Below are 22,180 nucleotides of genomic sequence, written 5' to 3'. Positions count from 1 at the left end.
CGGAAGACCGCGGGGACTACTTGTCCAGGGCGGCCCAGAACTCGTCGAAGCTCAGCAGCTTGTCGCCGTTGGCGTCCTTGGAGGCGACGACGGAGTCCGCGACCGCCGGGGTCACGTAGGCGTCGCCCATGGCGCGCATCGCGGCGCTGTACTCGTCGGCCGTGATGAAGCCGTCACCGTTCACGTCGAACTTGTCGAACGTAGCTCGTGCGCTCTCGATGTCCGCCACTGGGTCCACCCCTTCTTGGTGCTTGTTGACCGGCCCAGGGTAGCGGCAGCCGGGGCGGCCTGGTCCCCCGGGTCCTGGGCGGCCCCGGGCGTCGGCGACCGACGACAACGCGGCGAGCGTGCGTGCCGGGCCCCGCCACCCGGACGGGACTTCGACGACACCGCCTAGCGGAAGATGCCGGTGTGGCCGAGCGAGTAGCGGCCGGGCTGCGGGTACACGGCGAGACCGTGCGGGCCGCCGCCCACCGGGATCCGGGCGAGCTGCTTGCCGGTGACGGTGTCGACGGCGTACACCTCGGAGTTGTAGCGGCCGGACAGCCACAGCACCTTGCCGTCGGCGGAGACGCCGCCCATGTCGGGGCTTCCGCCGTCGGGCAGCGTCCACTTCTTGGTGAGCTTCTTCTGCGGGAAGTTGTAGACCGAGATGGTGCCCTCGCCGCGGTTGGAGACGTACATCTCCTTGGAGTCGCGGCTCACGTAGAGGCCGTGGCAGCCCTTGCCGGTGGGCAGCAGCTTGGGCGTCTCGAAGGTGTCGCCGCTGAGCACCCACATGCCGTGGGCCATCATGTCGGCGACGTAGAAGGTCTTGCCGTCCGGGGAGACCTTGACGTCCTGGGGCATCGCCCCCTCGAAGGGCAGCTTCTGCTGGCCGACGACCTCCATCTTCTCGGTGTCCACCTTGAGGAGTTCGCCGGAGAACTCGCAGCTGACGATGAAGTAGCGGCCGTCGGCGGAGAAGTCGGCGTGGTTGACGCCGAAGCAGGTGACCGGGACGGTCTTCACGCGGTCCATGGTGTGCGGGTCGCGGAAGACCAGTTCCTTGTCCAGCGAGGCCATGACGATCGCGTACTTGCCGTTGGGCGTGAAGTACAGGTTGTAGGGGTCGTGGACCTCGACGGGCTCGCCGGCCTCGCCGGTGGCGGGGTTGATCGGGGTGAGCGTGTGGCCCCGGTTGTTGTTGACCCAGAGGGTCTTCAGGTCCCAGGAGGGGACGACGTGCTGGGGCTGGACCCCGACCGGGATGGTGTCGATGACCTGGTAGGTCTCCGGGTCGATGACGGACACCGTGTTGGAGTTGGTGTTCGGCACGTAGACGCGGGAGGGGAAGTCCTTGACCACCGGGGACAGCTTGCCCGGCCGGTCCGCCGCGTAGACGTCGTTGGGATCCAGCAGGGGCGGCATGCCGGGCAACCCGGGCGGCGCGGCCGGTACGGCCTTGGCGGGCTTGGCCGGGCCCTTGGTGCCGAGCGCCTCGGCGGGCCCCTTTCCGGCTGATCCGCAGCCGGCCAGGGCGGCGAGGACCAGACCGGCCAGCAGTACGCCGGCATTCCGGGGAAGGCGGGTGGTCTTCATGGCGTCAGCAGCTCCGTGGTGGTCACCGCGCGCAGCTTGCGGCGCGCGAGTTCTTCGAGGAGGGGAGGCATCGCGTCGACCGTGTCCGCGTAGCCGAAGTGCAGGCTCACCACGGATCCGGGCCGGATCGTCCCGGTGACGTTGCGGATGACGGCCGCGGCGCCGGGCGAGGTGAAGTCGAGGGAGTCGACGTCGTACGAGAGGACGTGCGGGTAGCCCGCCCGCCGGGCCAGCTTCTGGACGAGAGGTGTCGCGTACTGCGTCTGGGAGGGGCGGAACCAGGTGCCGATGGAGCCCGTGAGCCGTTTGAGGCGCTGGGCGCAGCCGGTGATCTCGGCGTAGGCCTCCGGCTCGGCCATGCCGTTGATCGCGAGGTGGCGCTGGGTGTGGTTGCCGAGTTCGTGGCCGCCGTCGAGGATGCGGCGGGCCATGTCCGGGTGGGCGTCCAGCCAGGCGCCGATCGCCAGTACGGTGACCCGCGCGCCGCCCTTCTCCGCCGCGGCCAGTACCGCGCGGGCGAGGGCGGGATCCCCGTTGCCGTGGAAGGTGAGGGCGACCCGGGCGCGGTCGCGCGGGCCGTGGCCGATCTCGACGGGCTGTCCGGCGAACCGGCGCGGGGCTGCGGCCGGGGCCGCCTGTGCGGGCCGGGCGGGGCGGGCGGGGCCGGAGGGCGGGGAGGGCGGGGAGGAGGGCCCGGCGGGCGGGCGGCCCGGGCCGCAGCCGGCGGTGAGGCCGGCTGCCGCGGCGCCGGCCACCCCGAGGCCGGTCGCACGCAGGGCCGCGCGCAGGGCCGCGCGGCGGCCTGGATGTGTGAGCACCTGCCCATTTAAGAGGCGGATAGCCTGGAAGGTAATGATTGACCCATTTCGGGACGCGCACCGAAGGGGGTGGATCGATGGCCCATCCGCCACGTGATCAACGATTTACTCAGAGCAGCCGATAGATATTCATCGATTGCGAGGTAGGTGGCCCACCTCACCTAGGATTTAGCTAGAAAGTCTTCCGATTTGCACACTTATGTCCAAGTAGGGACTTTTGGCGTTCGAGCCGACGTCTGTCATAGTCGAAACCACGACTTCCCATTGACCCGAGCGAAGTCGCCACGCCGAGGATCACACCCCCTTCGATCCTCGGCGCACCCATGAAGCCCCCACACCGCCCCACACGGCGAGCCGGGGGCTTCAGGCGTTCTGGCGGTCGGCGACCCGCATCTCGAACCAGGTGATCTTCCCCCGGGGCAGCAGGTCGGCGCCCCACCGGTCGGACAGCTTGTCGACCAGGAAGAGGCCGCGGCCGGTGGTGTCCAGTTCGTGCACCGGCATCAGGCAGGGCAGCCCGCGCGAGGGGTCGCGCACCTCCACCCGGATCCAGCCGCGCCGCCGCAGCATGCGCAGGCCGAAGGAGCGGGCCCCCGTGTGGCGGACCGCGTTGCCGACGAGTTCGGAGACCAGCAGGACCGCGTGCTCGGCGATCTGCGGCGAGAGGCCCCAGAGGCGGACCACCACGCACTGGGTGAGCCGGCGCGCGGCCCCGGCCGACTCCGGCATGGACGGCAGCGTCACTTCACCCTCGGCCGGATTCCCGTACGACTCAAGCGCCTTGAGGCCCTGCTCCTCCTCGACCGCCGCCGTGAGCCGTACCGCCGAAGCACCGCCGCGCTGCCGCGGCTGTTCCACACCCTCCAGGCCCGCCATGCACCCATCATGGCCGGGGGCCCGCCCCGCCGGGCCGTTCCACAGGAAAACGCCCCCCGGATTCAACGACTCCGAGGGGGTCTCCTGTCATATGCGGGAGGCAACGCGGGGGCCTTGGAACGGGCCTGACCTGGTGTGACCCACCGCACGGAAGCGATCACAGCGAGTTGATCACCGAAGCGCCTTAAGGCTGCGTTAAGGCCTGGCTAATCCACCCACAGGGAGGACCGGCCGGCCGGGGCTCTCAGACGAACTTCGCCTTGCCCGGGCCCTCTTCGACGAAGCTGCGCATGCCGCGCTCGCGGTCCTCGGTGGCGAACAGCCCGGCGAACCAGTTGCGTTCGATGGTCAGCCCGGTGTCGATGTCCGCCTCCAGGCCCGCGTCCACGCACTCCTTGGCGGCGCGCAGCGCGATCGCCGGCCCCTGCGCGAGCCTGGCGGCCCAGGCGTACGCCTGCTCGTAGACCTCGGCGGCGGGGACCACCCGGTCCACCAGACCCAGGGTCAGCGCCTCGTCGGCCTTGACCATGCGGCCGGTGAAGATCAGGTCCTTGGCCCGGGAGGGGCCGACCAGCCGGGACAGCCGCTGGGTGCCGCCCGCGCCGGGGATCAGACCGAGCAGGATCTCGGGCTGGCCGAGCTTGGCGTTGTCGGCGGCGATCCGGTAGTCGGCGCACAGCGCGAGCTCACAACCGCCGCCCAGCGCGTAGCCGGTGACGGCCGCGACGACCGGCTTGGGAATGCGGGCGACGGCGGTGAAGGCGTCCTGCAGCGCACGGGACCGGGCGACCATCGCCGCGTGGTCCATCGTCTGCATCTCCTTGATGTCCGCGCCCGCCGCGAACACCTTCTCGCCGCCGTAGATGACGACGGCGCGGACGTCGGCCCGGTCGGTCGCCTCCACGGCGAGCTCGCGCAGCCGGTCCTGGGTGGCGATGTCCAGGGCGTTCATGGGCGGCCGGTCCAGACGGACGGTGCCGACGCCTTCGGAGACTTCGAGAGAGATGGTCATACGGGTCAGGTTAGCGGCGGTTAACGCGAGGTGGCCCGGTGCTGTGTGTCACAGCACCGGGCCGCTTTCACCGCGTACGGGACGGATCTACTTGATCCACTCCGCCCAGTCCATGTTCCAGCCGTTGAGGCCGTTGTCCGGGGCGATCTGCTTGTCCTTGGAGTTCTTCACGATGACCACGTCGCCGATCAGCGACTCGTCGAAGAACCAGGCGGCGGGCTGCTTGGAGTCGCCCGCGCCGCGGACGTCCTTGAGGCCGATGCAGCCGTGGCTGACGTTGGCCGAGCCGAAGGTGCCGGAGGAGGCCCAGTAGTTGCCGTGCACGAAGGTGCCGGACTGCGAGAGGCGCATGGCGTGCGGGACGTCGGAGATGTCGTATTCGCCGCCGAAGCCGACGGTGGCGCCGTTCATCCGCGTGACCTTGTACTTCTCGCTGATGACCATCTGGCCGTTGTAGGTCGTGGTCGACGGGGCGCCCGCGGTGATCGGGACGTCCTTGATGACCTGGCCGTCCCGGACGACCTGCATCGTGTGCGCGGCCGCGTCGACCGTGGAGACCTGCGAGCGGCCGATCTTGAAGGTGACCGTACGGGTCTGCTTGCCGTAGACCCCCGGGCGTCCCTCGACGCCGTCCAGGGCGAGCTTCACGGTGACCGTCGTGCCCGCGGCCCAGTACTTCTCGGGGCGGAAGTCGAGGCGGTCGTTGCCGAACCAGTGGCCCTCGACCGGCACGGCCGGCTCGGCCGTCACCGTGATGGCCTTCTCGACGGCTTCGGGGTTGGTGATGCCGCGGGAGAAGTTGATCGAGACCGGCATGCCCACGCCGACGGTCGCGCCGTCCTCGGGGGTGTAGTGGCCCACGAAGGTGTTCTTCGGGGTCAGGGTCGTGAAGGAGGTGTCCTTGACGGACTCCCGGCCGGCCTCGTCCTTGGCGACCGCGTGCACCTTGTACTCGGTGGCCGAGGCCAGGTGGCGGGCCGGCTCCCAGCTCGCGCCGTCGTCGGAGACCTTGCCCTCGACCGTGTTGCCCTTGGTGTCGGCGACGGTCACCGTGCTGAGCTTGCCGCCGGTACTCGTGATCTTCAGGACGCCGCTGGTCGCGACCTCCTTCGCCCCGTCGTCGGGCTTGACGTTGACGACGGCCTTCGAAGCCTCGGTGCCGGTCTTGCCGCCACCACCGGCGTTGTCGCCTCCGCCGCCGCTGCCGTTGCCGCCGCCACCGCCGCTGCAGGCGGTGGTGAACAGCAGGGCCGCTCCCAGCAGAAGGGCCGGCAGGCCGGTCCGGGCGCGGCCGAGTATCGGCTGCACGTTCACTCGTGTTCTCCCCATGTCCCCCGCGCACGGACTGTCGCGCGCATGTCGACAGGAAATCACATGGGAGGATCACAATGAGCCACGGTCTTGTCACCGTTCCGTCCCAAGTGCCACGACACGGCGGGGACGGCTTGCGGTCAGTCCTCGGTGCCCGGCTTGGTGCCCCAGACGTAGACGGCGTCGCCCTCGGCGAGCAGGTCCCACAGGCGCTTCGCGTCCGCCTCGGTGAGGTTGACGCAGCCGGCGGAACCGCCGCCCTCGTAGAGGGTGCCGGGCGAGCCGTGCAGGGCCTGCCCCCCGTCGAAGAACTGCGCGTACGGCATGGGCGATCCGTACAGCGTGGAGACGTGGTCCTTGCTGCGCCAGTACACCTCGTGCCAGCCGGTCCGGGTCTCCTGGAAGTCGCGGCCGGTGCGGATGGGGACGGGCGGCAGGACCACGCCGCCGCCCTTCTGCACCCACAGCAGCTGGCGGTTCAGGTCGACGCAGGTGACGCGGTGGGTGCGTTCGGGGCAGTCGCCCGCGGCGTTGGGGTCGGGGCGCGCCGTGACGACGAGCATCGTGCGGTAGGTGGCGACGCCCGCGTAGCCGTCGGCGGGGCTGACGCCGTTCCTGCGCTGGAAGTCGCGGACCGCGCGGCAGTCCGCCGCGGACTGCACCCCGTCGACCGGGCGCCGCACGTGGTGCTCCAGCTCGCGCTGGTAGGGGCCGGTGCCGGCCGCGCACGCGCTCTCCGGCTCCGCCGGGGCGGCCGCGGCGAGGGACGGAGGCGGGCCCGCGAGTGCGAGCAGGGCGCCGAGTACGGCCGCCCGGGCCACCGGGCCTCTCCCCTGACATGCGGCCATGCGGGCCTCCTCGGTCTGCGAGCGCGGACGGTCGTACCCCAGCCAAGCCGGATGGCCGGGGTACGGCTCGTGCTGCTGCGCCGCCGGGGTGAGGAGGTCACTCCGGCGGCGCACCCGGCCGCGCCGACCGGTTCCCGCGGCCCCTGTCCCGGGCGCCCGCGGCCGCGGACCCGGCCTTCTCGTCCAGGGGGATCGGCTCGGCGCGCTTGCCGTGGACGGTGAGCACGAGCTGCCGGCCGCTCGCCGCGTCCAGCGGGTAGGGGCCGGTCACCGGGCTCTTCGGCAGGACATAGCCCTCGGGGACGTCCTTCTCGACCAGGAAGTACCCGCCGTCGGCGAGACCGTCGAACTCGCAGGTCCCGTCGGCGTCGGTGGCGCAGCCGGGCCTGACGCGCTGGTCCGCGTCGAGGCCCGCGGTCTTGAGGCCGGCGGTGCCGTTGGTCTCCTTCCACAGTTCGAACACCGGTCCGTGCAGGGGTGTGCCGGTCTTCGCGTCCTTGGTGCGGACGAGGATCCAGCCGTCGTACGCGGCGCCGGTGCGCCGGTTCGGGACGCCCAGGACGAGGCCGTCCCGTGCCGCGGCCTCGGCCAGGTCGAATCCGGTCGCCGCCTCGTCCGGCCACTCGTAGCCGGCCGGGGCCTCGACCTGGAGGGCGTAGTACGTCTCGCCGGTCGCGAGCTCGACCGCGCAGAGGCCCTTGGCGTCGGTCGTGCAGACGCCGCCCGGCTGCCTTTCGTCGGCGCCCGGGCCGGTGCTCTGGAGCCCTTCCCGGTCGTTGGTCTCGCGCCACAGCTCGAACCGGGCCCCGGGCAGCGGTGCGCCGGTGTCCAGGTCGGTGGTGCGCAGTACGACCCTGGCGCCGCCGGCCGCCGCCGGGGGCGGTGCGGCGAGGGCCGGCGCCGCCGCGGTGAGCACCACCGCGGCGGCGAGGCCGACGGGCCACACCTTCGTCGTCCTGGCTGTCATGCCGCTCCGTCCGTCGTCCGTCGTAGGGGGCCGGGGATCAGCCGGGGATCAGATCGGGACCGGATCCCCGGGTCAGGCCCGGGGGCCCTTGGCGTCCTTCGGGTACCGGGCGTCCTCGGGGTGCTTGGGGTGCCCGCCCTTGCCCTTGCCGTGGTCGCCCTTGCCGTGGTCGCCCTTGCCCTTGCCGTGGCGGTCCCGCTCGTTGCGGAGCGTGACCACGAGCCGCCCGTCCGGGGTGGCGGCGTCCAGCCGCAGCGGTCCGGTCACCCGGTCCGCGGGCAGCGCGTACCCCTCGGGCACGGCCGTCTCGACGAGGTAGTACGAGCCCTCCGGCAGCGGGCCGAAGTCGCAGACTCCGCCGCGGTCCGTGGCGCAGCCGTCCGCCGCCCGGCGGTCGGCGTTGATTCCGCGCGTCTGGAGTCCGGCGGTGCCGTTGGTCTCCTGCCACACCTCGAACACGGCGCCGCGCAGGGGCCGTCCGGTCTTGGCGTCCTGCTTGAGGATCCGGATGGCGCCCTCGTACCGCTCGCTCCTGGTGTTGGGCACGGAGACGGCGATGCCGCCGGACACGTCGCCCTCGGTCAGGTCGAAGCGCGTGACCGGGTCCGCCGGCGGTTCGTATCCGGCCGGGACGGCGGTCTCCCGCCAGTAGTAGGTCTGGCCGACCGGCAGTTCGACCGTGCAGGTGCCGTCGGCGGCGGTGACACAGGCGCCGTCCAGCCGGGAGTCGCCGCCCGGGGCGGAGGTCTGGAGGCCGGCGGTGCCGTTGCTCTCCCGCCACAGCTCGAACTCCGCGCCGGCCAGCGGAAGGCCCGTCGCCGCGTCCGTCTTGCGCAGCACCACGCGGGCGGAGTCCGGCGGTTCGGGGCCGCGCCGGTTGTCCGCCTCGTACCGGACGCCGGCCTGCGCGTTCTCGGCGGTCAGCGTCAGGGTGCCGACCGGCTGGGGCGGGAGTTCGTACCCGGGGGGCGCCTGGGTCTCGCGCCAGTAGTACGTGCCGAGCACGGTCGTGGTCTCGCACAGGCCGGTGGCGGGGGTGGTGCACTCGGTGACGCGGGTGTCGGCGTCCGGGCCGGTGCTCTGGAGGCCGGCGGTGCCGTTGGTCTCCCGCCACAGCTCGAACCGTGCGCCCGCCAGCGCCGCTCCCGTCGCCGCGTCGCGCTTGAGGACGGAGACCGAGCCGGTCACCGGGGCCGGGCCGGCGCAGTCGGGGAGGTCTCCGTTGAAGGGGTAGGCGTGGAACTCCTGGCCGCCGCCCCCGGTGGTCTCGCTGCCGTGGGTGACGGAGCCGGCCGTGAAGAAGCGGCCGTTGATGCCGGGCAGGGTGACGGTGGTCTCGGAGGCCTGCTGCCCCATCAGGAAGCTGCCCTGGAACTGGCCGCCGCCGGTCAGCCGCACGGTGGTGGCGTCGGGGAAGTTCCACAGCAGCCGTTCGCGGTGGGCGTTGAGGGGGTCGGTGTCCTGGAGGCCGCCGCTGTAGGTGTTGATGGTCCGGTCGGCGCCCAGGACGTTGACCAGGATGGTGGCCCCGGCCGGGATCCGGTCGAAGCGGACGCCCTGCATGCCGCCGCCGTTGCCGACCATGTCCGCGTCCACGTTGAAGATCTGGAGGGCGGAGGTGCCGTCGCCGGTGAAGAGCGTCTCGTAGCCCCTGTTGGCGACGGTGCCGGTGGCCGGGCGGGGCTGCCCGCCGACCCGGGCGTAGCACTGGCTGGCGGCGCCGAGCCGCTCGCGCAGCCCGGCGTACGGGGCGACGGCGGCCGGGTCCTGTACCCGGGTGCCCCGCACGTCCCCGGTGAGGGGGCCCGCGTGCCGGACCACACCGCCCTCGGCGAGCAGGCGTTCACCCTGGGCGACGGTGACGCCGCCGCCGGTGGTGAGGAAGTCGGCGCCGTCGGGGGGCGGTACGAGCGATCCGGCGCCGACGATCCCGACGTTGTAGCGGCTGTCCCCGCCGGCCGCCTTGTCCTGGTCGAAGCCGCCGAGGACGACGAGGCGGCCCTCGGCCTCGGAGGCCCGTCCGCGGACCCGGAAGTCGCCGCCGGCGAAGATGTTGACACCGTTGTCCCGGCCGCGCAGGACGCCGTCGCTGTTGATCGGCGGGTACGGGTCCGGGCAGCGGCCCGGCACGCACGGACCGAGCCCGTCGGGCAGCGGCGCGCGGGCCGCCGCCGGCCGGTCGGCGGCGGGTCCGGCGGCGGCCGTGGGGGCGCCGGCGGCCAGCACCGCACCGATCGCGAGCCCGAGGGTCCAGTTCCTTGCTGACATGGTGCTCCGTCCGTTTCCCCTGTCGCCCTCATGTGCCCTGACAGGCTGGGGGCAGGGGTCGGCGGCGCGGGGCGCGGACACTCTCCGCTACGGCATTCCGATCACACAAGTCACTCGTGCGGGGGGCGGTGCGCCGTTCAGGCGATGGCGGAGCCGGCCACCCAGTCAGCCCAGGACATGTTCCAGCCGCCCAGCCCGTTGTCGGCCGCGACCGTCTTGTCCTGCGAGTTCACCACCTCCACCACGTCCCCGATGAGGGTCCGGTCGAAGAACCAGCCCGCCGGGGTGTCGGAGCCGCCGCCCTTGTCGTCGCGCAGGCCCACGCAGCCGTGGCTGACGTTGGTGGTGCCGAAGGTGTCGGGGCTGGACCAGTAGTTGCCGTGCAGGAAGGTCCCGGAGTTGGTGAGCCGCATGGCGTGCGGGACGTCGGGGATGTCGTACTCGCCGCCGAACCCGACGGTCTGGCCGTTCATCCGGGTGACGTCGAAGAGCTCCATCACCACCATCTTCCCGTTGTAGGTGGTGGTCTTGGGCGCGCCGGCGCTGATCGGCACGGTCGACAGCAGCTCGCCGTCCCGGCGGACCTCCATGGTGTGGGCGGCGGCGTCCACCGTGGAGATCTGGGAGCGCCCGACGGTGAAGGTGACGGTCTTGGCCTGGATCCCGTACGAGCCGGGAGCGCCCTCCACGTCGCGCAGGTCCATCCGCACGGTGACCTTGGTCCCCGGTTTCCAGTACTGCTTGGGCCGGAAGTCGAGGCGTTCCTTGCCGAACCAGTGGCCGGCCACCTCCACGGCCGGCTCGGAGGAGATCCGGATGGCGCGCTCCACGTCGGCGCGTCGTTCGATGGCCCGGCTGAACTTGAAGGAGACGATCATGCCGGTGCCGACGGTCGAGCGGTTCTCCGGTTTGAAGTAGCCGATGAACCGCTCCTCGGGAACGTAGGTGGTGAAGGTGGTGTGCCGGGCCTGGCGGCGGTTGTGCCCGTCGCGGGCGACCGCGTCCACGGTGTACTTCGCCGCGAGGGCGAGCCGGCCGGCCTGCGGGGCGGGGCTCCAGCTGAGGCCGTCGGCGGCGATGGCGCCGGGGACCTCCTCCTGCTGGGCGTCCTCCACCTTGGTCACCACGACCCGCTCCAGCCGGCCCTCGGGCACGGTGACCGTCAGCCGGCCGTCGGCGGGCACGTCCTTGGCGTTGTCTTCGGGGGTGATGCGGATGGCCTCGTCCGGCGAGCGGACCCTGCCGGGGAGCTGGATCTCGACGGGCGGCTTGCCGTCCTCGGTGCAGCCGGCCAGCCCGCCCAGCAGGCCCGCCCACGCCGCCACGGCGGCCAAGCCCGCCCCTGCCCGCCTTGTCAGAAGTGTCACGATCCCTCCAACGACCGGAGCCCTCCGGGGGAAACGTGAGGGCGGGCGACGTTCCGGGCAGAACAGTCCGGGCAGAACAGTGGGAAGGACCAGACGGGGGCGGGCCCGGGCCGGGACGCCGGGGCCACACACTCCCCTCCCCCCGCCGGTACCGAGGAGCCGTGGAGGCGGGCAGTGTCGAGCGCAGCCGAGCAGGAGGCGGTGGAAGCCGTCAGCAACGCCGTCGGAGCGGTACGGAGCGGGCAGGCCGCGCCCGTACCGCACGCCGACGGCCAACCGGCCGGCCCACTGGGCCACCAGCCGGACGGACGGCCGGACGGCCGGACGAACGGCCAGGTCAACGGCCAGACCAAGGGCCAGGTCAACGGCCAGGTGCCAGGTGCCCGCGGGCGCACGGCGCCGGCGGTGTGGCCGGGGTCCTCGCATCCCCTGGGGGCCCGCTTCCACCACGGTCCGGACGGGACCGCGGGCACCAACTTCGCGGTGTGGGCGCAGGGCGCGGAGTCGGTGGAGGTGTGCCTGTTCGACGAGGCCGGGGCCGAGACGCGCTGTGTACTGACGGAGCTCACGCACGAGATCTGGCACGGTTTCGTGCCGGGCGTGCGCCCGGGGCAGCGGTACGGCTTCCGGGTGCACGGCCGCTGGGATCCCTGGACGGGGCTGCGGCACAATCCGGCGAAGCTGCTGCTGGACCCGTACGCGCGGGCCGTGGACGGGGACTTCACGCTGCCGCCGGAGGTGTACGGGCACGTGCGGGACTGGCCGCAGCAGTACATCGCGGACACGGTGCGCGACGACCGGGACTCGGCGCCGTTCGTCCCCAAGGGCGTGGTCGTGCACGATGACGACGACTGGGCGGACGACGTCCGGCCGAAGACGCCCTGGGCCGATTCGGTGATCTACGAGCTGCACGTGCGCGGCTTCACGATGCGCCATCCGGGTGTTCCCGAGGAGCTGCGCGGCACGTACGCGGGCCTGGCCCATCCGGCGGCGGTCGAGCACCTCGTGAAGCTGGGCGTGACGGCGGTCGAGCTGCTGCCGGTGCACCAGTTCGCGCACGAGGACCACCTGCTGCGCAGGGGTCTGCGCAACTACTGGGGGTACAACTCGGTCGGGTACTTCGCCCCGCACGCCGGGTACTCCTCCAGCGGGACGGCCGGGCAGCAGGTCGGCGAGTTCAAGCGGATGGTCCGGGCGCTGCACGCGGCGGGGATCGAGGTCATCCTCGACGTGGTCTACAACCACACCGCGGAGGCGGGCGAGCTGGGGCCCACCCTGTCGTTGCGCGGCTTCGACAACCGGGGCTACTACCGGCTCCAGTCCGACCAGCGGCGATACGCCGACTACACGGGCTGCGGGAACACCCTGCACGCCGGGCGGCCGCACGTGCTGCGGCTGATCACGGACTCGCTGCGCTACTGGGTCACGGAGATGGGTGTGGACGGCTTCCGCTTCGACCTGGCGGCGGCGCTGGCCCGCTCGATGCACGACGTGGACATGCTGTCCCCGTTCCTGGCCGTGATCGCCCAGGACCCGGTGCTGCGGCGGGTGAAGCTGATCGCCGAACCGTGGGACGTGGGGTCGGGCGGCTACCAGGTGGGGGCGTTCCCGCCGCTGTGGACGGAGTGGAACGACCGCTACCGGGACGCCGTGCGGGACTTCTGGCGGGGCGCACTGCCCGACGTACGCGATCTCGGGTACCGGCTGTCGGGGTCGAGCGACCTGTACGCGTGGGGCGGGCGGCGGCCGTACGCCTCGGTGAACTTCGTCACCGCGCACGACGGATTCACCCTGCGGGACCTGGTGTCCTACGAGCGCAAGCACAACGACGCGAACGGGGAGGAGGGGCGGGACGGGACCAACGACAACCGTTCGTGGAACTGCGGGGCGGAGGGCGAGACGGACGACGTGGGCGTCGGGGTGCTGCGGCGCCGCCAGCTCCGCAACCTGCTGACCACGCTGCTGCTGTCGACCGGCGTGCCGATGCTCGTGGCGGGCGACGAGTTCGGGCGCACGCAGGGCGGCAACAACAACGCCTACTGCCAGGACAACGAGACGGGCTGGGTGGACTGGTCGCTGCTGGAGGATCCGGCGTGGCGGTCGCTGTTCGCCCTGGCGGCCCGGCTGATCGCGCTGCGCCACGCCCATCCGGTGCTGCGGCGGCGGGCGTTCTTCTCGGGCCGGCCGCAGGGGGCGGACGGGCTGCGGGACCTGGCCTGGTTCACCCCGGCGGGCGTGGAGATGACGGAGCGGGACTGGTACGCCCCGGCAGCCGCGCTGGGGATGTACCTGTCGGGGCGGGACATCCCGGGCCGGGACGGGCGGGGCCGGCAGGTGACGGACGACAGCTTCCTGGTGCTGCTGCACACCGGTGACCGGCCGGCGGCGTGGGCGCTGCCGGGGGCGCCGTGGGCCGAGGAGTACGAACTGGTCCTGGACACCTCGCTGGAGGAGCAGGCGGCCGTGCCGGGCACCCTGCACCGCGCCGGGGATACCCTGAGCGTGCCGGCCCGCTCGGTGCTGCTGCTGCGGGTCCACGGGCCCCGGCCGCCAGGAACACCGGCCTGAGGGGGACGGCGAGCGCGGCACGTCCGTCGTCACCGAGGAGCCCGATCGTGATCACCCCGATACGGCGGCTGCTCGTCGGACGTACCTGTGCCGCCTTCGCCTCCGCCCTCGTCCCGACCACCCTCACCCTGGCGCTGCTGCGGGCCGGCTCCTCCGGAGACCTGGGCCTCGTACTCGCCAGTGAGCTGCTTCCGATGCTGCTCCTGCTGCCCGTCGCCGGGGTGGCCGCCGACCGGTTCCCCGCCCGGCGGGTGGTGCTGGTGGCCGACCTGGTCCGGGCGGCGGCCCAACTCGCCATCGGGATCCTGCTCCTGACGGGGCTCGACGGCCGCGTCCCCGAACTGGCCGCGCTCGCGGCCGTGACGGGCGCCGCGGTGGCCTTCGGCACGCCCGCCGTCCGCACACTCGTCGCGGCCACGGTCCCCGAGGAGGGTCGGACGCGGGTCAACGCCCGGCTCGGGGTGGCCACCGGGCTCGCGAACGTCGCGGCCCCGGCCGCCGCCGGGTCGCTGGCGCTGACCGTCGGCGGGGGCTGGGCCTCCCTGCTGACCGCGGCGCTCTTCGTCCTCTCCGCGCTCACCCTCGGCGGGCTGCGTACCGCGGCGGTCCCGCGGACCGTGCCGCGCGCCGCCTTCGGAGCCGAACTGCGCGCGGGCTGGGCCGAGACCCGGCGCCACCCGTGGTTCCTCGCCAACGTGCTGGCCCACGGGGTCTGGCACCTGGCCGCCGGTCTGCTCCTCACCCTCGGACCGGTGATCGCCGCCGAGAGCCTGGGCGGCGAGGCCTCCTGGGTGGTGGTCGCCCAGACCGGCACGGTCGGCATGCTCGCCGGCGTATGGGCGGCGGGGCGGCTGCCGCTGCGCCGGCCGCTGTTCGGGGTGGCCTTCGGGGCGGCCGCCCAGGCCCTGCCCCTCACCGCCTTCGCCCTGCGGCTGCCGCTGCCCGCCACCGCCGCCGCGTTCGGCTGCGCCATGTTCGGCCTGGGGGTGCTGAGTCCGCTGTGGGAGACGGAGATGCAGCGCCGCATCCCGCTGGAGACCCTGGGCCGGGTCGGCTCCTTCGACACCCTCATCTCGTTCGCCTCGCGGCCCCTTGGGCTGGCGGTGGCCGCGCCGCTGGCCGCCGCCGTCGGGGCCACCGCTCCCCTGCTGGTCGCGGCCGTCCTCAGCGCGGCGGCGAATCTGTCCGTACTGCTCCTTCCGGACGTCCGCAGACATCCCGCACCGACTCGCTCAACCGTCCTGCGATGATGTGTTCGACATCGTCGCTGAGGGGAGCTCCTGCATGGGCAGAGTCGGGACCGCGCTGCAGGAACTGCGCGGGGCGCAGAAGTCGGCGAAGGGGGTGTCGCTCTACTCCCGGTTCGTCAACCGGCCCGCCGGGCGCTACCTGGCGGCCGGTTCGTACGCGCTCGGGCTCACGCCGAACCAGGTGACGCTGGTCAGTGCCGTCTTCAGCTTCGCCGCGGTGGCCGCGGTGGCGCTGACCGGGCCGTCCTGGGCGCTGGGGATCGCCGTGTGGGCCGCGCTCGCCGTCGGTTTCGCCTTCGACTCGGCCGACGGGCAGCTGGCCCGCCTGCGCGGCGGCGGCAGCGCGGCCGGCGAGTGGCTGGACCACGTCGTGGACGCCGCCAAGCTGACGGCCCTGCACTCGTGCGTACTGATCGCGTTCTACCGGTTCCCCGAGGAGTACGGGACGGCGGCCAACGGCTGGCTGCTGGTGCCGCTCGGCTTCCAGTTCGCCGCGGTCGTCACCTTCTTCGGCGGGCTGCTGACCGAGAAGCTCAAGCCCAGGCCGGCCCCGGGCAGCCCCGCCGCCGCGCCGTCGACGCTGCGCGCGGTGGCGCTGCTCCCCGTGGACTACGGGGTGTTCTGCCTGGTGTTCCTGCTGCTCGGCGGCGGGAGGCTGTTCGCCTGGGTCTACGCCGGACTGGGCGCGGTCGCCGCGCTGTTCCTGCTGGCCTTCCTCGCCAAGTGGTTCCGGGAGCTCAGCGCCGTTCGCCGGTGACGTGGCCCGGCGCCGCGGCCGGTTCGGCGAGCGCGTCCAGCGCCCGGCGCAGCTGGGTGCTGGAGGTGTGGACGGTGTAGGGGAAGTAGACGACGTCGACGCCGTGGGCGGCGAAGTCCTTCTCCAACTTGTCGCCCTTGGGGGTCCCGCGCCAGTCGTCGCCCTTGAAGATGACGTCGAAGCGGACCTGCTTCCAGGTCTCCACCTTGTCGGGCACCGTCTCGACGAAGGCGGCGTCGACGTACTTCACGCTGCGCACGATCTCCAGCCGCTCGACGAGCGGGATCATCGGGCGGCGGCCCTTGGCGAGTTCGGCCATCTCGTCGGAGACCACCCCGGCCACCAGGTAGTCGCACCGGCTCCGGGCGTGCCGAAGGATGTTGAGATGCCCGATGTGGAACAGATCGTAGGCTCCCGGCGCGTAACCGACTCGATACGGCCGACGCGAAGGCGCACCAATGTCCGACATGTACCGCTCCGTCATCTCTTTGTCCCCAGCGGCCACACCCCCCGGTGCAGCGGATTAGCAGACAATAGCGTGCACGTTCCGCAACACGCGGGTGAACGAACTAGGGTGACGTGCGCATCATCCAGGGGAAGAGGGGACGCTCGGTGTCCAGATCCGGTCAGCGGCGCTTGCTGCTGGTTTCCACCAATTACGCTCCGGAGCACGCGGGTATCGGCCCGTACGCGACGCAGATCGCGGAGCACTGGGCGGATCTCGGCCACGAGACGCACGTCCTCGCCGGCATGCCGCACTACCCGGCGTGGTCGCTCGAACCGGAGTACAAGGGGGCGCTCCGGCGCACGGAACAGCGCGCGGGAGTCACCGTGCACCGGCGCGCGCACACCGTTCCGCCGCGTCAGACCGCCCTGAAGCGGGCCCTGTTTGAAGGATCGATTCTGCTGCACGGCGCCGTGGCGCCGCCGCGGATGCCCAGACCGGACGCGGTGCTCGCCCAGATGCCCAGCCTGGCCGGCGGAGTGCTCGCCGCCCGGCTCGCGGCGCGCTGGAAGGTCCCCTACGTCCCGGTCGTCCAGGACCTCATGGGCGCCGCCGCCGCGCAGAGCGGGATCAGCGGCGGCGACAAGGCGGCCGCGCTCGCCGGCCGCGCCGAGGCGTACGCACTCAAGCGGGCCACCCTCGTCGGCGTCATCCACGAGACCTTCGTGGAGCGGGTCGTCGGCATGGGCGTGGACCCCGGCCGGATCCGCCTCGTCCCCAACTGGTCGCACGTGCCCAAGCCCACCAAGCCGCGCGGCGAGACCCGCCGCCACCTCGGCTGGGGCCCCGGCGAGACCGTCGTCCTGCACTCCGGGAACATGGGCCTCAAGCAGGGCCTCGAAGTCCTCGTGGGCGCCGCACGGCTGGACCCCGGGGTCCGTTTCGTCCTGATGGGCGACGGCAGTCAGCGCTCCGCGCTCGCCGACCTCTCCGCGGACGTGCCGAATCTGGACATCATCCCCCCTGCCGCTGACGGCGAGTTCCCGGATATCCTCGCCGCGGCGGACGTTCTCGCGGTCACACAGCACGCCGCCGTGCTGGACATGAGCGTCCCGTCGAAGCTCACCTCCTACTTCCAGACCGGCCGGCCCGTCGTCGCCTCAGTGGCGGCGGAGGGCGGGACCGCCCAGGAGGTGGAACGCTCGGGCGCAGGGGTGCTCGTACCGCCGGAGGACCCCGAGGCCCTGCTGAAGGCCGTACGGGCCCTGGCGGAGGACCCCGAGGGCGCGGACGCACTGGGAGCGGCCGGGCCCCGCCACGTGGCGGCCCACCTGAGCCGCGAAGCGGGCCTGGCCCGCATCGACGCACTGATAGACGAAGCACTTGGGGGACCCCGGCCGTGATCGAGACGAACCGCCCGGCAGCGGCACCGGTCGACGACGAACCCGACCTTCTCAGGGACCAGTTCCGGCAGCTCCTGCGCTACCGCAGGCTGATCGGCGGGGGCATCGCGGTCGGTCTGCTGGGCGGCGTCTACCTCGGCATATCCACGGCCGACACCTACGTGGCCACCGCCGACGTCGTGCTGCGCGCGCCCACCGACGACCCCTTCAACCCGAGCCTCGCCCCGGACAAGGCGATCAACGTCGGCTCCGAGCGCCAGGTCGCGCTCAGCTCCTCCATCGCCAACGAGGCGGCGAAGAAGCTCGGGGTGTCCGCCAAGGACTTCGCGGCCCTGCGCTCCGGTCTGCAGGTGACCAACCCGCCGCAGACCATGGTGCTGCGCTTCACCTACACCGCGGACTCCGCCAAGGAGGCCGCCAAGCGCGCCAACGCCATGAGCGAGGCCTACCTGCTCAAGCGCCAGGAGTCCCTCGACGCCACCCGCGACAAGATGGTCAAGGGCTACAAGGAGCAGCGCGACCCGGTCGCCAAGAACCTCGACGAGCTGTCCAAGGAGATCGCCCGGATGCCCGCCGGCGCCGGGCGCGACGCGGCCAGCTCCGCCAAGACCGACCTGCAGAGCGAGGTCGGCGGCTACAACAGCAAGATCACCAAGCTGGAAGCGCTCGACATGACCCCGGGCCGGGTCACCAGCGCCGCGACCGCACCCACCGCGACCGACGGCCCCGGCATCGTGATGTCCCTCGCGCTCGGCGCGGCCGTGGGCCTCGCCCTCGGCCTGCTGGCCGCCTGGGTCCGGCTGGTCTTCGACCCGGCGCCGCGCTCCGAGGGCGACGTGGCCCGGGCCCTGCGCGCTCCCGTACTGGGCTACCTGCCGCGCGACCGGACGGGCGGCGGGCCGCTGCTCGCCGCCGGCGAGGCCGACCCCAGGCTCGCCGAGGAGTACCGCTCGGTGGCCTTCCGTCTCGCCTACGACTCCCGCTTCGCCGACCGGCGCCGCCTCCTCGTCGTCGCACCGCGCGGCAGCAGCGAGACCGCGGCCGCGGTGGCCGTGAACATGGCCGCCTCCTTCGCGGAGACCGGCAAGGACGTGCTCCTCATCGAGGCCGACCTGCGCACCCCGGTGCTGGCCAGCCAGCTGCCGACCGACGCCGGCGGCCGGCCCCGCTGGAGCCAGGGCGGCGCGCCCGCGCCCGGCCGGCACGCCGACTCCGAGTGGCCCGACGGACGCCAGCTCGTCGTGGACGCCGGGGAGTCCGGCACCTTCGACCTCATCCCGGGCGACCGGGCGCGCAACGTGCCGCGCGCGCTGACCTCCGCCCGCGCCACCCGGCTGATCTCCGAGGCCGACGCCCCCAACTCCACGGTCGTCGTACTCGCACCGCCCGTGCTGTCCTACGCCGACGCCCTCGCCCTCGTCGACCGCGTCGACGGCGTCCTGGTCGTCTGCGACCCGCGCGCCATCCACCGCACCGACCTCATCCGGATCCGCGAACTCATCAGCGGCGCCGGCGGCACGGTGCTCGGCGCGGTGCTGCACGCACCGCTGCCCGGCGAGAAGCGCGGCAAGGGCAAGGACAAGGGCGGCACGGCCGCCGCCGGCCCGGCGGCCCCCGCGAAGTCGGGGAAGGCCGCGCCGCAGCCCCAGCCGATCCCCTACGAGGTGGCCGAGCCCGAGCAGCACATCCCGGGTGACGGCACGGACACCGTCGCGCTGCGCACCGTACGCATGGGCCGCAGATGAGCCGACGCGGCCTCGCCGCCGTCGCCTCGGTCCTGGACCAGGCCGCCTCCAGCGCCACCAACATCCTGGTGGTGGTGCTGGCCGCCCGGCTGTCCTCGGCGTCCGCCTTCGCCGACTTCTCCATGGTGTATGTGGCCTTCAGCGTGCTCCTCGGGCTGAACATGGCCTACGTCGGCCAGAGCCTGGTCCTGGAGAAGGGCGACCGGCTGGGTGCGGCCTGCCGCTCGGCCGCCGGCTTCACGACGGCGGCGTCGGCCGCCGTGGGCGTGCTGCTCGCGGTGGTGGGCCTCGCACTCCCCGGAGCCTCCGGACGGGCCTTCCTCGCCTTGGGCCTCGTCCTGCCGCTGGTACTCCTCCAGGACGGGCTGCGCTACTGCTTCTCGGCGCTGCGCGCCCCGGAGCGGGCACTGGCGGCGGACGCGCTGCGGCTGGTGTGCGTGGTCGCCGCGCTGGCCCTGCAGCCCGAAGGGGCGTCGGCGGGGCGGCTGGTGCTGGTGTGGGGGCTGTCGGCGCTGCCCGCGCTGGCGGTGGGCCTGTGGCTGCTGCGGCCGTACGTCCGCGGCTCCCGGGCCGACCTGCGACCGTATCTGCGGCGCGGGCACCTGGGGCAGCGGTTCGTGGTCGAGTTCGCGGTGGGCAACGGCTCCAGCCAGCTCGCCGTGCTGGGCCTCGGCGTCTTCGCGACGCCGCTGGCCGTCGGCGCGCTGCGGGGTGCGACCACCCTCTTCGGGCCGCTGAACGTGCTGTTCAACTCGGCGAACGCGTTCGGGCCGCCGGTGCTCGGACGGCTCGGCGGCAAGCGGGCGACCGTGCGGGTGACGGCGGCGCTGGGCCTGGTGCTGGCCGCGGTCGGCGCGGGATGGGCGACGGCGCTGTACCTGCTGCCGGACCGGCTGGGCCGCGAACTGCTGGGCGACACCTGGACGGCGGCGTCCGCGCTGCTCCCGGCGACGGGGGCGCAGTACGCCGTGATGGGGCTCGGGACGTGTGCGCTGCTGACCCTGCGGGTGCTCGCTCCGAAGGCCACGCTGTCCTTGCAGGTCGTCTTCTCGCTGCTGTCGGTGGGGCTGCTGCTGGGCGGGTACGCGGTGTGGGGGGTGGCGGGCGCCGCGTGGGGCCTCGCGGCCGGCTCCGCGCTCAAGGCTCTGGCCGCCTGGCTCCGGGTGGCCCGGCTGGCCCCCGATGCCGCGCGGGCCGACGAGCCGCGGCGGGCCGCCTCGCCCGCAGCCTGAGCCGCTGCGCGGAGCCTCTCCCCGCCCCGCCCTTTCTCCGTTTCCCGGGCTCCGCCCGGACCCGGTCCTCAAACGCCGGCGGGGCTGTGTTTCAGCCCCGCCGGCGTTTGAGGCGCGGGGTCTGGGGCGGAGCCCCAGCAGCGGTGCCGCGGCCAGGCGCGGAGGAGGCCCGGGTCGTGCTGAACCCAGCGGAGCGCTACCGCAGGGTGGTGGACTTGTCCGTGCGGTAGGTCGCGACCAGCGCCAGGCAGAGGGCCGCGATCGCGACGCGCCCCGACGCCTGGAGCAGCGGACCGCGCAGCAGGATGAAGGAGTAGCCCGCGACCAGCGGTACGACCACCGAGATCAGGCTGCCCGGTGGCGACCTGCGCGTGGCCCGTTTCGCGTAGCGCCGGTCGACGCGGGCCGAGGCGTACCCCATGCCCAGCAGCCCCGCCCCCATCCCAAGCGGCCCGAAGTCGAGCCACAGTTCCGCCCAGATCGGGGAGGAGAGGTTGGTGTTGACCGTGCCCATCCACTGGCCGACCATCACGCCCGTGTCCCTCGGCTTGCCCTCCCACACCGAGCGGGGTACCGCGAAGAAGACGGACCCGGCCAGCTGGCGCCCGTAGAAGTGCCCGGGGCCGGACTCCGAGTAGGTGATGGTGTTCGCGAACATGCCGATCTGGTCGTAGTCCTTGAGGGCCATCGGCTCCAAGAAGGACGTCGTCTCCACCGGCCGGTAGTTCTTCTCGTCGTAGCGGAAGCGGTCCGCGAACGGGAAGATCAGCAGGGCGACGACCACGGCCATCGACAGCGCCACCCGGTACATCGCCGCGCTCACCGGGAAGACGGTGAAGAGCAGCGCGAACATGACCGTCAGGAACCAGTACCGAGGGTTCGAGATCGGGTTGTTGACGATCAGGTTGAGGCAGGCGAGCGCCGCCCACGTGACGATGATCGACACCTTGCGGCGGGCGAACTTCGAGGTGATGAGCCAGCGCGTGTACAGGAGCAGCGAGAGCAGGGCAGGCACGGTGCCGAAGCCGCGCAGCAGGGCCTGGCCGGCCTGGCCGTCGCCGTTGGAGACGCCCGCCTCCTGGATGCCGGCGATGATCTCCTGGCGGCTGGAGAAGAAGACCGCGGGGCCGCCCAGCTTCATGACGAAGGCCGCGCTGCACAGGAACGACAGGGCCGTCAGCAGCTGGAGTCGGCGCCGGTGCGCCATCACGGGCCTGGACTCCTTCTGGGAGCCGCCCGCGCGCCCGGCCGGGCGGTGCCGGGCCAGCAGCACGCCGACGTCGAAGGCCGTGCAGCCGAGCAGCACCAGCCCGATCGCGGCGGTGAGGTCGGAGCGCGGGCCGACGACGGGCGTCGGGACCTGGCCGAGCACGGCCTGCGCGAGCGGGGCCACGCCCATGGCCATGTAGACGAAGAGCCAGAAGGAGCCCTGGAGCAGCTTGCGGCGGCTGGTGAGGACCATCGCGGAGAGCCGGGCGCCCGCGTACATGGTGAGCAGCAACTGCAGCCAAAAGGCCGCGTCGCGGACTCCGGCGCCGGTCTGGACGGCCACGAACAGCGGGAGGAAGACGGTGAATCCGAGCGCGAGCGGTACGGACAGCGCGCGCGAGAGCAGGGTGCGCGGCAGGGTGTCGCGGCCCCACATGCTCTCGTCCTCGAAGGGGGACGGGACGGCCGGCCTGGCGGGTGCCGCGGAGGGCTTGCGTATGTCCGTCGTCACTGCCGCCCCCGC

At 72.8% G+C, this 22,180-nt stretch carries 18 protein-coding genes; 6 read left to right on the top strand and 12 right to left on the bottom strand.

All coding sequences use genetic code 11. The annotated features are described in order from the left end of the window. Positions 1-16: 16 nt before the first annotated feature. From BSL84_RS23395 to BSL84_RS23350, 10 genes are all read right to left on the bottom strand, one after another. On the bottom strand, positions 17-229 hold the full coding sequence (locus BSL84_RS23395; protein ID WP_030028136.1) for an EF-hand domain-containing protein: 213 nt from the start codon (positions 227-229) through the stop codon (positions 17-19). A 164-nt stretch (positions 230-393) separates the two neighbouring features. After that, positions 394-1,581 carry a YncE family protein gene (locus tag BSL84_RS23390; protein ID WP_030032828.1) on the bottom strand — a complete coding sequence of 396 codons (1,188 nt, stop codon included), beginning with the start codon at positions 1,579-1,581 and terminating at the stop codon, positions 394-396. Further along, positions 1,578-2,399, bottom strand: coding sequence for a polysaccharide deacetylase family protein (locus tag BSL84_RS23385; protein WP_075971056.1), 822 nt, complete (start codon positions 2,397-2,399; stop codon positions 1,578-1,580). Before BSL84_RS23385 ends, BSL84_RS23390 begins: the two co-directional genes overlap by 4 nt. A gap of 363 nt (positions 2,400-2,762) precedes the next feature. After that, a complete protein-coding gene (locus BSL84_RS23380) occupies positions 2,763-3,275 on the bottom strand; it encodes an ATP-binding protein (protein WP_030030936.1) in 513 nt (170 codons plus the stop codon). Between the two features lie 244 nt (positions 3,276-3,519). Then, positions 3,520-4,287, bottom strand: a complete 768-nt coding sequence (locus BSL84_RS23375) for an enoyl-CoA hydratase/isomerase family protein (RefSeq protein ID WP_045321235.1) — start codon at positions 4,285-4,287, stop codon at positions 3,520-3,522. Between the two features lie 87 nt (positions 4,288-4,374). Further along, positions 4,375-5,616 (bottom strand): L,D-transpeptidase, encoded by a 1,242-nt coding sequence (locus tag BSL84_RS23370; protein ID WP_045321234.1) that lies wholly within the window; start codon positions 5,614-5,616, stop codon positions 4,375-4,377. A gap of 122 nt (positions 5,617-5,738) precedes the next feature. Continuing rightward, positions 5,739-6,446 (bottom strand): L,D-transpeptidase family protein, encoded by a 708-nt coding sequence (locus BSL84_RS23365; protein WP_075972201.1) that lies wholly within the window; start codon positions 6,444-6,446, stop codon positions 5,739-5,741. 97 nt (positions 6,447-6,543) lie between these two features. Continuing rightward, positions 6,544-7,413 (bottom strand): MSCRAMM family protein, encoded by an 870-nt coding sequence (locus BSL84_RS23360; protein ID WP_159393549.1) that lies wholly within the window; start codon positions 7,411-7,413, stop codon positions 6,544-6,546. A 72-nt stretch (positions 7,414-7,485) separates the two neighbouring features. Then, positions 7,486-9,681 (bottom strand): choice-of-anchor A family protein, encoded by a 2,196-nt coding sequence (locus BSL84_RS36600; protein ID WP_107484834.1) that lies wholly within the window; start codon positions 9,679-9,681, stop codon positions 7,486-7,488. 137 nt (positions 9,682-9,818) lie between these two features. After that, complete coding sequence (locus BSL84_RS23350; RefSeq protein ID WP_075972200.1) at positions 9,819-11,039, bottom strand: L,D-transpeptidase; 1,221 nt, start codon at positions 11,037-11,039, stop codon at positions 9,819-9,821. Between the two features lie 381 nt (positions 11,040-11,420). On the opposite strand from BSL84_RS23350, the gene glgX reads away from it, so the two are divergent. The 3 genes from glgX to BSL84_RS23335 are packed head-to-tail and all read left to right on the top strand — an operon-like array spanning position 11,421 to position 15,623. After that, positions 11,421-13,616 carry a glycogen debranching protein GlgX gene (glgX, locus tag BSL84_RS23345; protein WP_075972199.1) on the top strand — a complete coding sequence of 732 codons (2,196 nt, stop codon included), beginning with the start codon at positions 11,421-11,423 and terminating at the stop codon, positions 13,614-13,616. Positions 13,617-13,663: 47 nt separating this feature from the next. Then, the gene (locus BSL84_RS23340; protein ID WP_234363499.1) at positions 13,664-14,866 is read left to right on the top strand and encodes an MFS transporter; all 1,203 of its coding nucleotides are present in this window, start codon (positions 13,664-13,666) and stop codon (positions 14,864-14,866) included. 34 nt (positions 14,867-14,900) lie between these two features. Continuing rightward, complete coding sequence (locus BSL84_RS23335; protein WP_075972197.1) at positions 14,901-15,623, top strand: CDP-alcohol phosphatidyltransferase family protein; 723 nt, start codon at positions 14,901-14,903, stop codon at positions 15,621-15,623. Here BSL84_RS23335 and BSL84_RS23330 read toward each other — a convergent pair. Continuing rightward, positions 15,604-16,092: an adenylyltransferase/cytidyltransferase family protein gene (locus BSL84_RS23330; protein WP_030026045.1), complete on the bottom strand. Its 489-nt coding sequence runs from the start codon at positions 16,090-16,092 to the stop codon at positions 15,604-15,606. The two genes, BSL84_RS23335 and BSL84_RS23330, sit on opposite strands and share 20 nt — an antisense overlap. Positions 16,093-16,265: 173 nt before the next feature. On the opposite strand from BSL84_RS23330, the gene BSL84_RS23325 reads away from it, so the two are divergent. Genes BSL84_RS23325 through BSL84_RS23315 form a run of 3 tightly spaced genes read left to right on the top strand, consistent with a single transcriptional unit; the run spans position 16,266 to position 20,448 of the window. Beyond that, positions 16,266-17,471, top strand: a complete 1,206-nt coding sequence (locus tag BSL84_RS23325; RefSeq protein WP_030026046.1) for a glycosyltransferase family 4 protein — start codon at positions 16,266-16,268, stop codon at positions 17,469-17,471. Next, positions 17,468-19,216, top strand: coding sequence for a lipopolysaccharide biosynthesis protein (locus BSL84_RS23320; protein ID WP_075971053.1), 1,749 nt, complete (start codon positions 17,468-17,470; stop codon positions 19,214-19,216). The genes BSL84_RS23325 and BSL84_RS23320 overlap by 4 nt, the downstream gene beginning before the upstream one ends. Beyond that, complete coding sequence (locus BSL84_RS23315) at positions 19,213-20,448, top strand: hypothetical protein (protein ID WP_075971052.1); 1,236 nt, start codon at positions 19,213-19,215, stop codon at positions 20,446-20,448. The genes BSL84_RS23320 and BSL84_RS23315 overlap by 4 nt, the downstream gene beginning before the upstream one ends. 196 nt (positions 20,449-20,644) lie before the next feature. Here the strand turns inward: BSL84_RS23315 and BSL84_RS23310 are convergent, their stop codons facing one another. Then, on the bottom strand, positions 20,645-22,093 hold the full coding sequence (locus tag BSL84_RS23310) for a hypothetical protein (RefSeq protein WP_051873025.1): 1,449 nt from the start codon (positions 22,091-22,093) through the stop codon (positions 20,645-20,647). Between the last annotated feature and the right edge of the window lie 87 nt (positions 22,094-22,180).

Source organism: Streptomyces sp. TN58, from assembly GCF_001941845.1.
Lineage (GTDB): Bacteria > Actinomycetota > Actinomycetes > Streptomycetales > Streptomycetaceae > Streptomyces.
This window is presented reverse-complemented; position numbering and strand designations above follow the sequence as displayed.

Bases quoted from the DNA above. Each gene is read 5' to 3' on its own strand.
- BSL84_RS23390 (WP_030032828.1), bottom strand. From the start codon at position 1,581: ATGAAGACCACCCGCCTTCCCCGGAATGCCGGCGTACTGCTGGCCGGT.
- BSL84_RS23380 (WP_030030936.1), bottom strand. From the start codon at position 3,275: ATGGCGGGCCTGGAGGGTGTGGAACAGCCGCGGCAGCGCGGCGGTGCT.
- BSL84_RS23375 (WP_045321235.1), bottom strand. From the start codon at position 4,287: ATGACCATCTCTCTCGAAGTCTCCGAAGGCGTCGGCACCGTCCGTCTG.
- BSL84_RS23370 (WP_045321234.1), bottom strand. From the start codon at position 5,616: ATGGGGAGAACACGAGTGAACGTGCAGCCGATACTCGGCCGCGCCCGG.
- BSL84_RS23365 (WP_075972201.1), bottom strand. From the start codon at position 6,446: ATGGCCGCATGTCAGGGGAGAGGCCCGGTGGCCCGGGCGGCCGTACTC.
- BSL84_RS23360 (WP_159393549.1), bottom strand. From the start codon at position 7,413: ATGACAGCCAGGACGACGAAGGTGTGGCCCGTCGGCCTCGCCGCCGCG.
- BSL84_RS36600 (WP_107484834.1), bottom strand. From the start codon at position 9,681: ATGTCAGCAAGGAACTGGACCCTCGGGCTCGCGATCGGTGCGGTGCTG.
- BSL84_RS23335 (WP_075972197.1), top strand. From the start codon at position 14,901: ATGGGCAGAGTCGGGACCGCGCTGCAGGAACTGCGCGGGGCGCAGAAG.
- BSL84_RS23330 (WP_030026045.1), bottom strand. From the start codon at position 16,092: ATGTCGGACATTGGTGCGCCTTCGCGTCGGCCGTATCGAGTCGGTTAC.
- BSL84_RS23315 (WP_075971052.1), top strand. From the start codon at position 19,213: ATGAGCCGACGCGGCCTCGCCGCCGTCGCCTCGGTCCTGGACCAGGCC.
- BSL84_RS23310 (WP_051873025.1), bottom strand. From the start codon at position 22,093: ATGTGGGGCCGCGACACCCTGCCGCGCACCCTGCTCTCGCGCGCGCTG.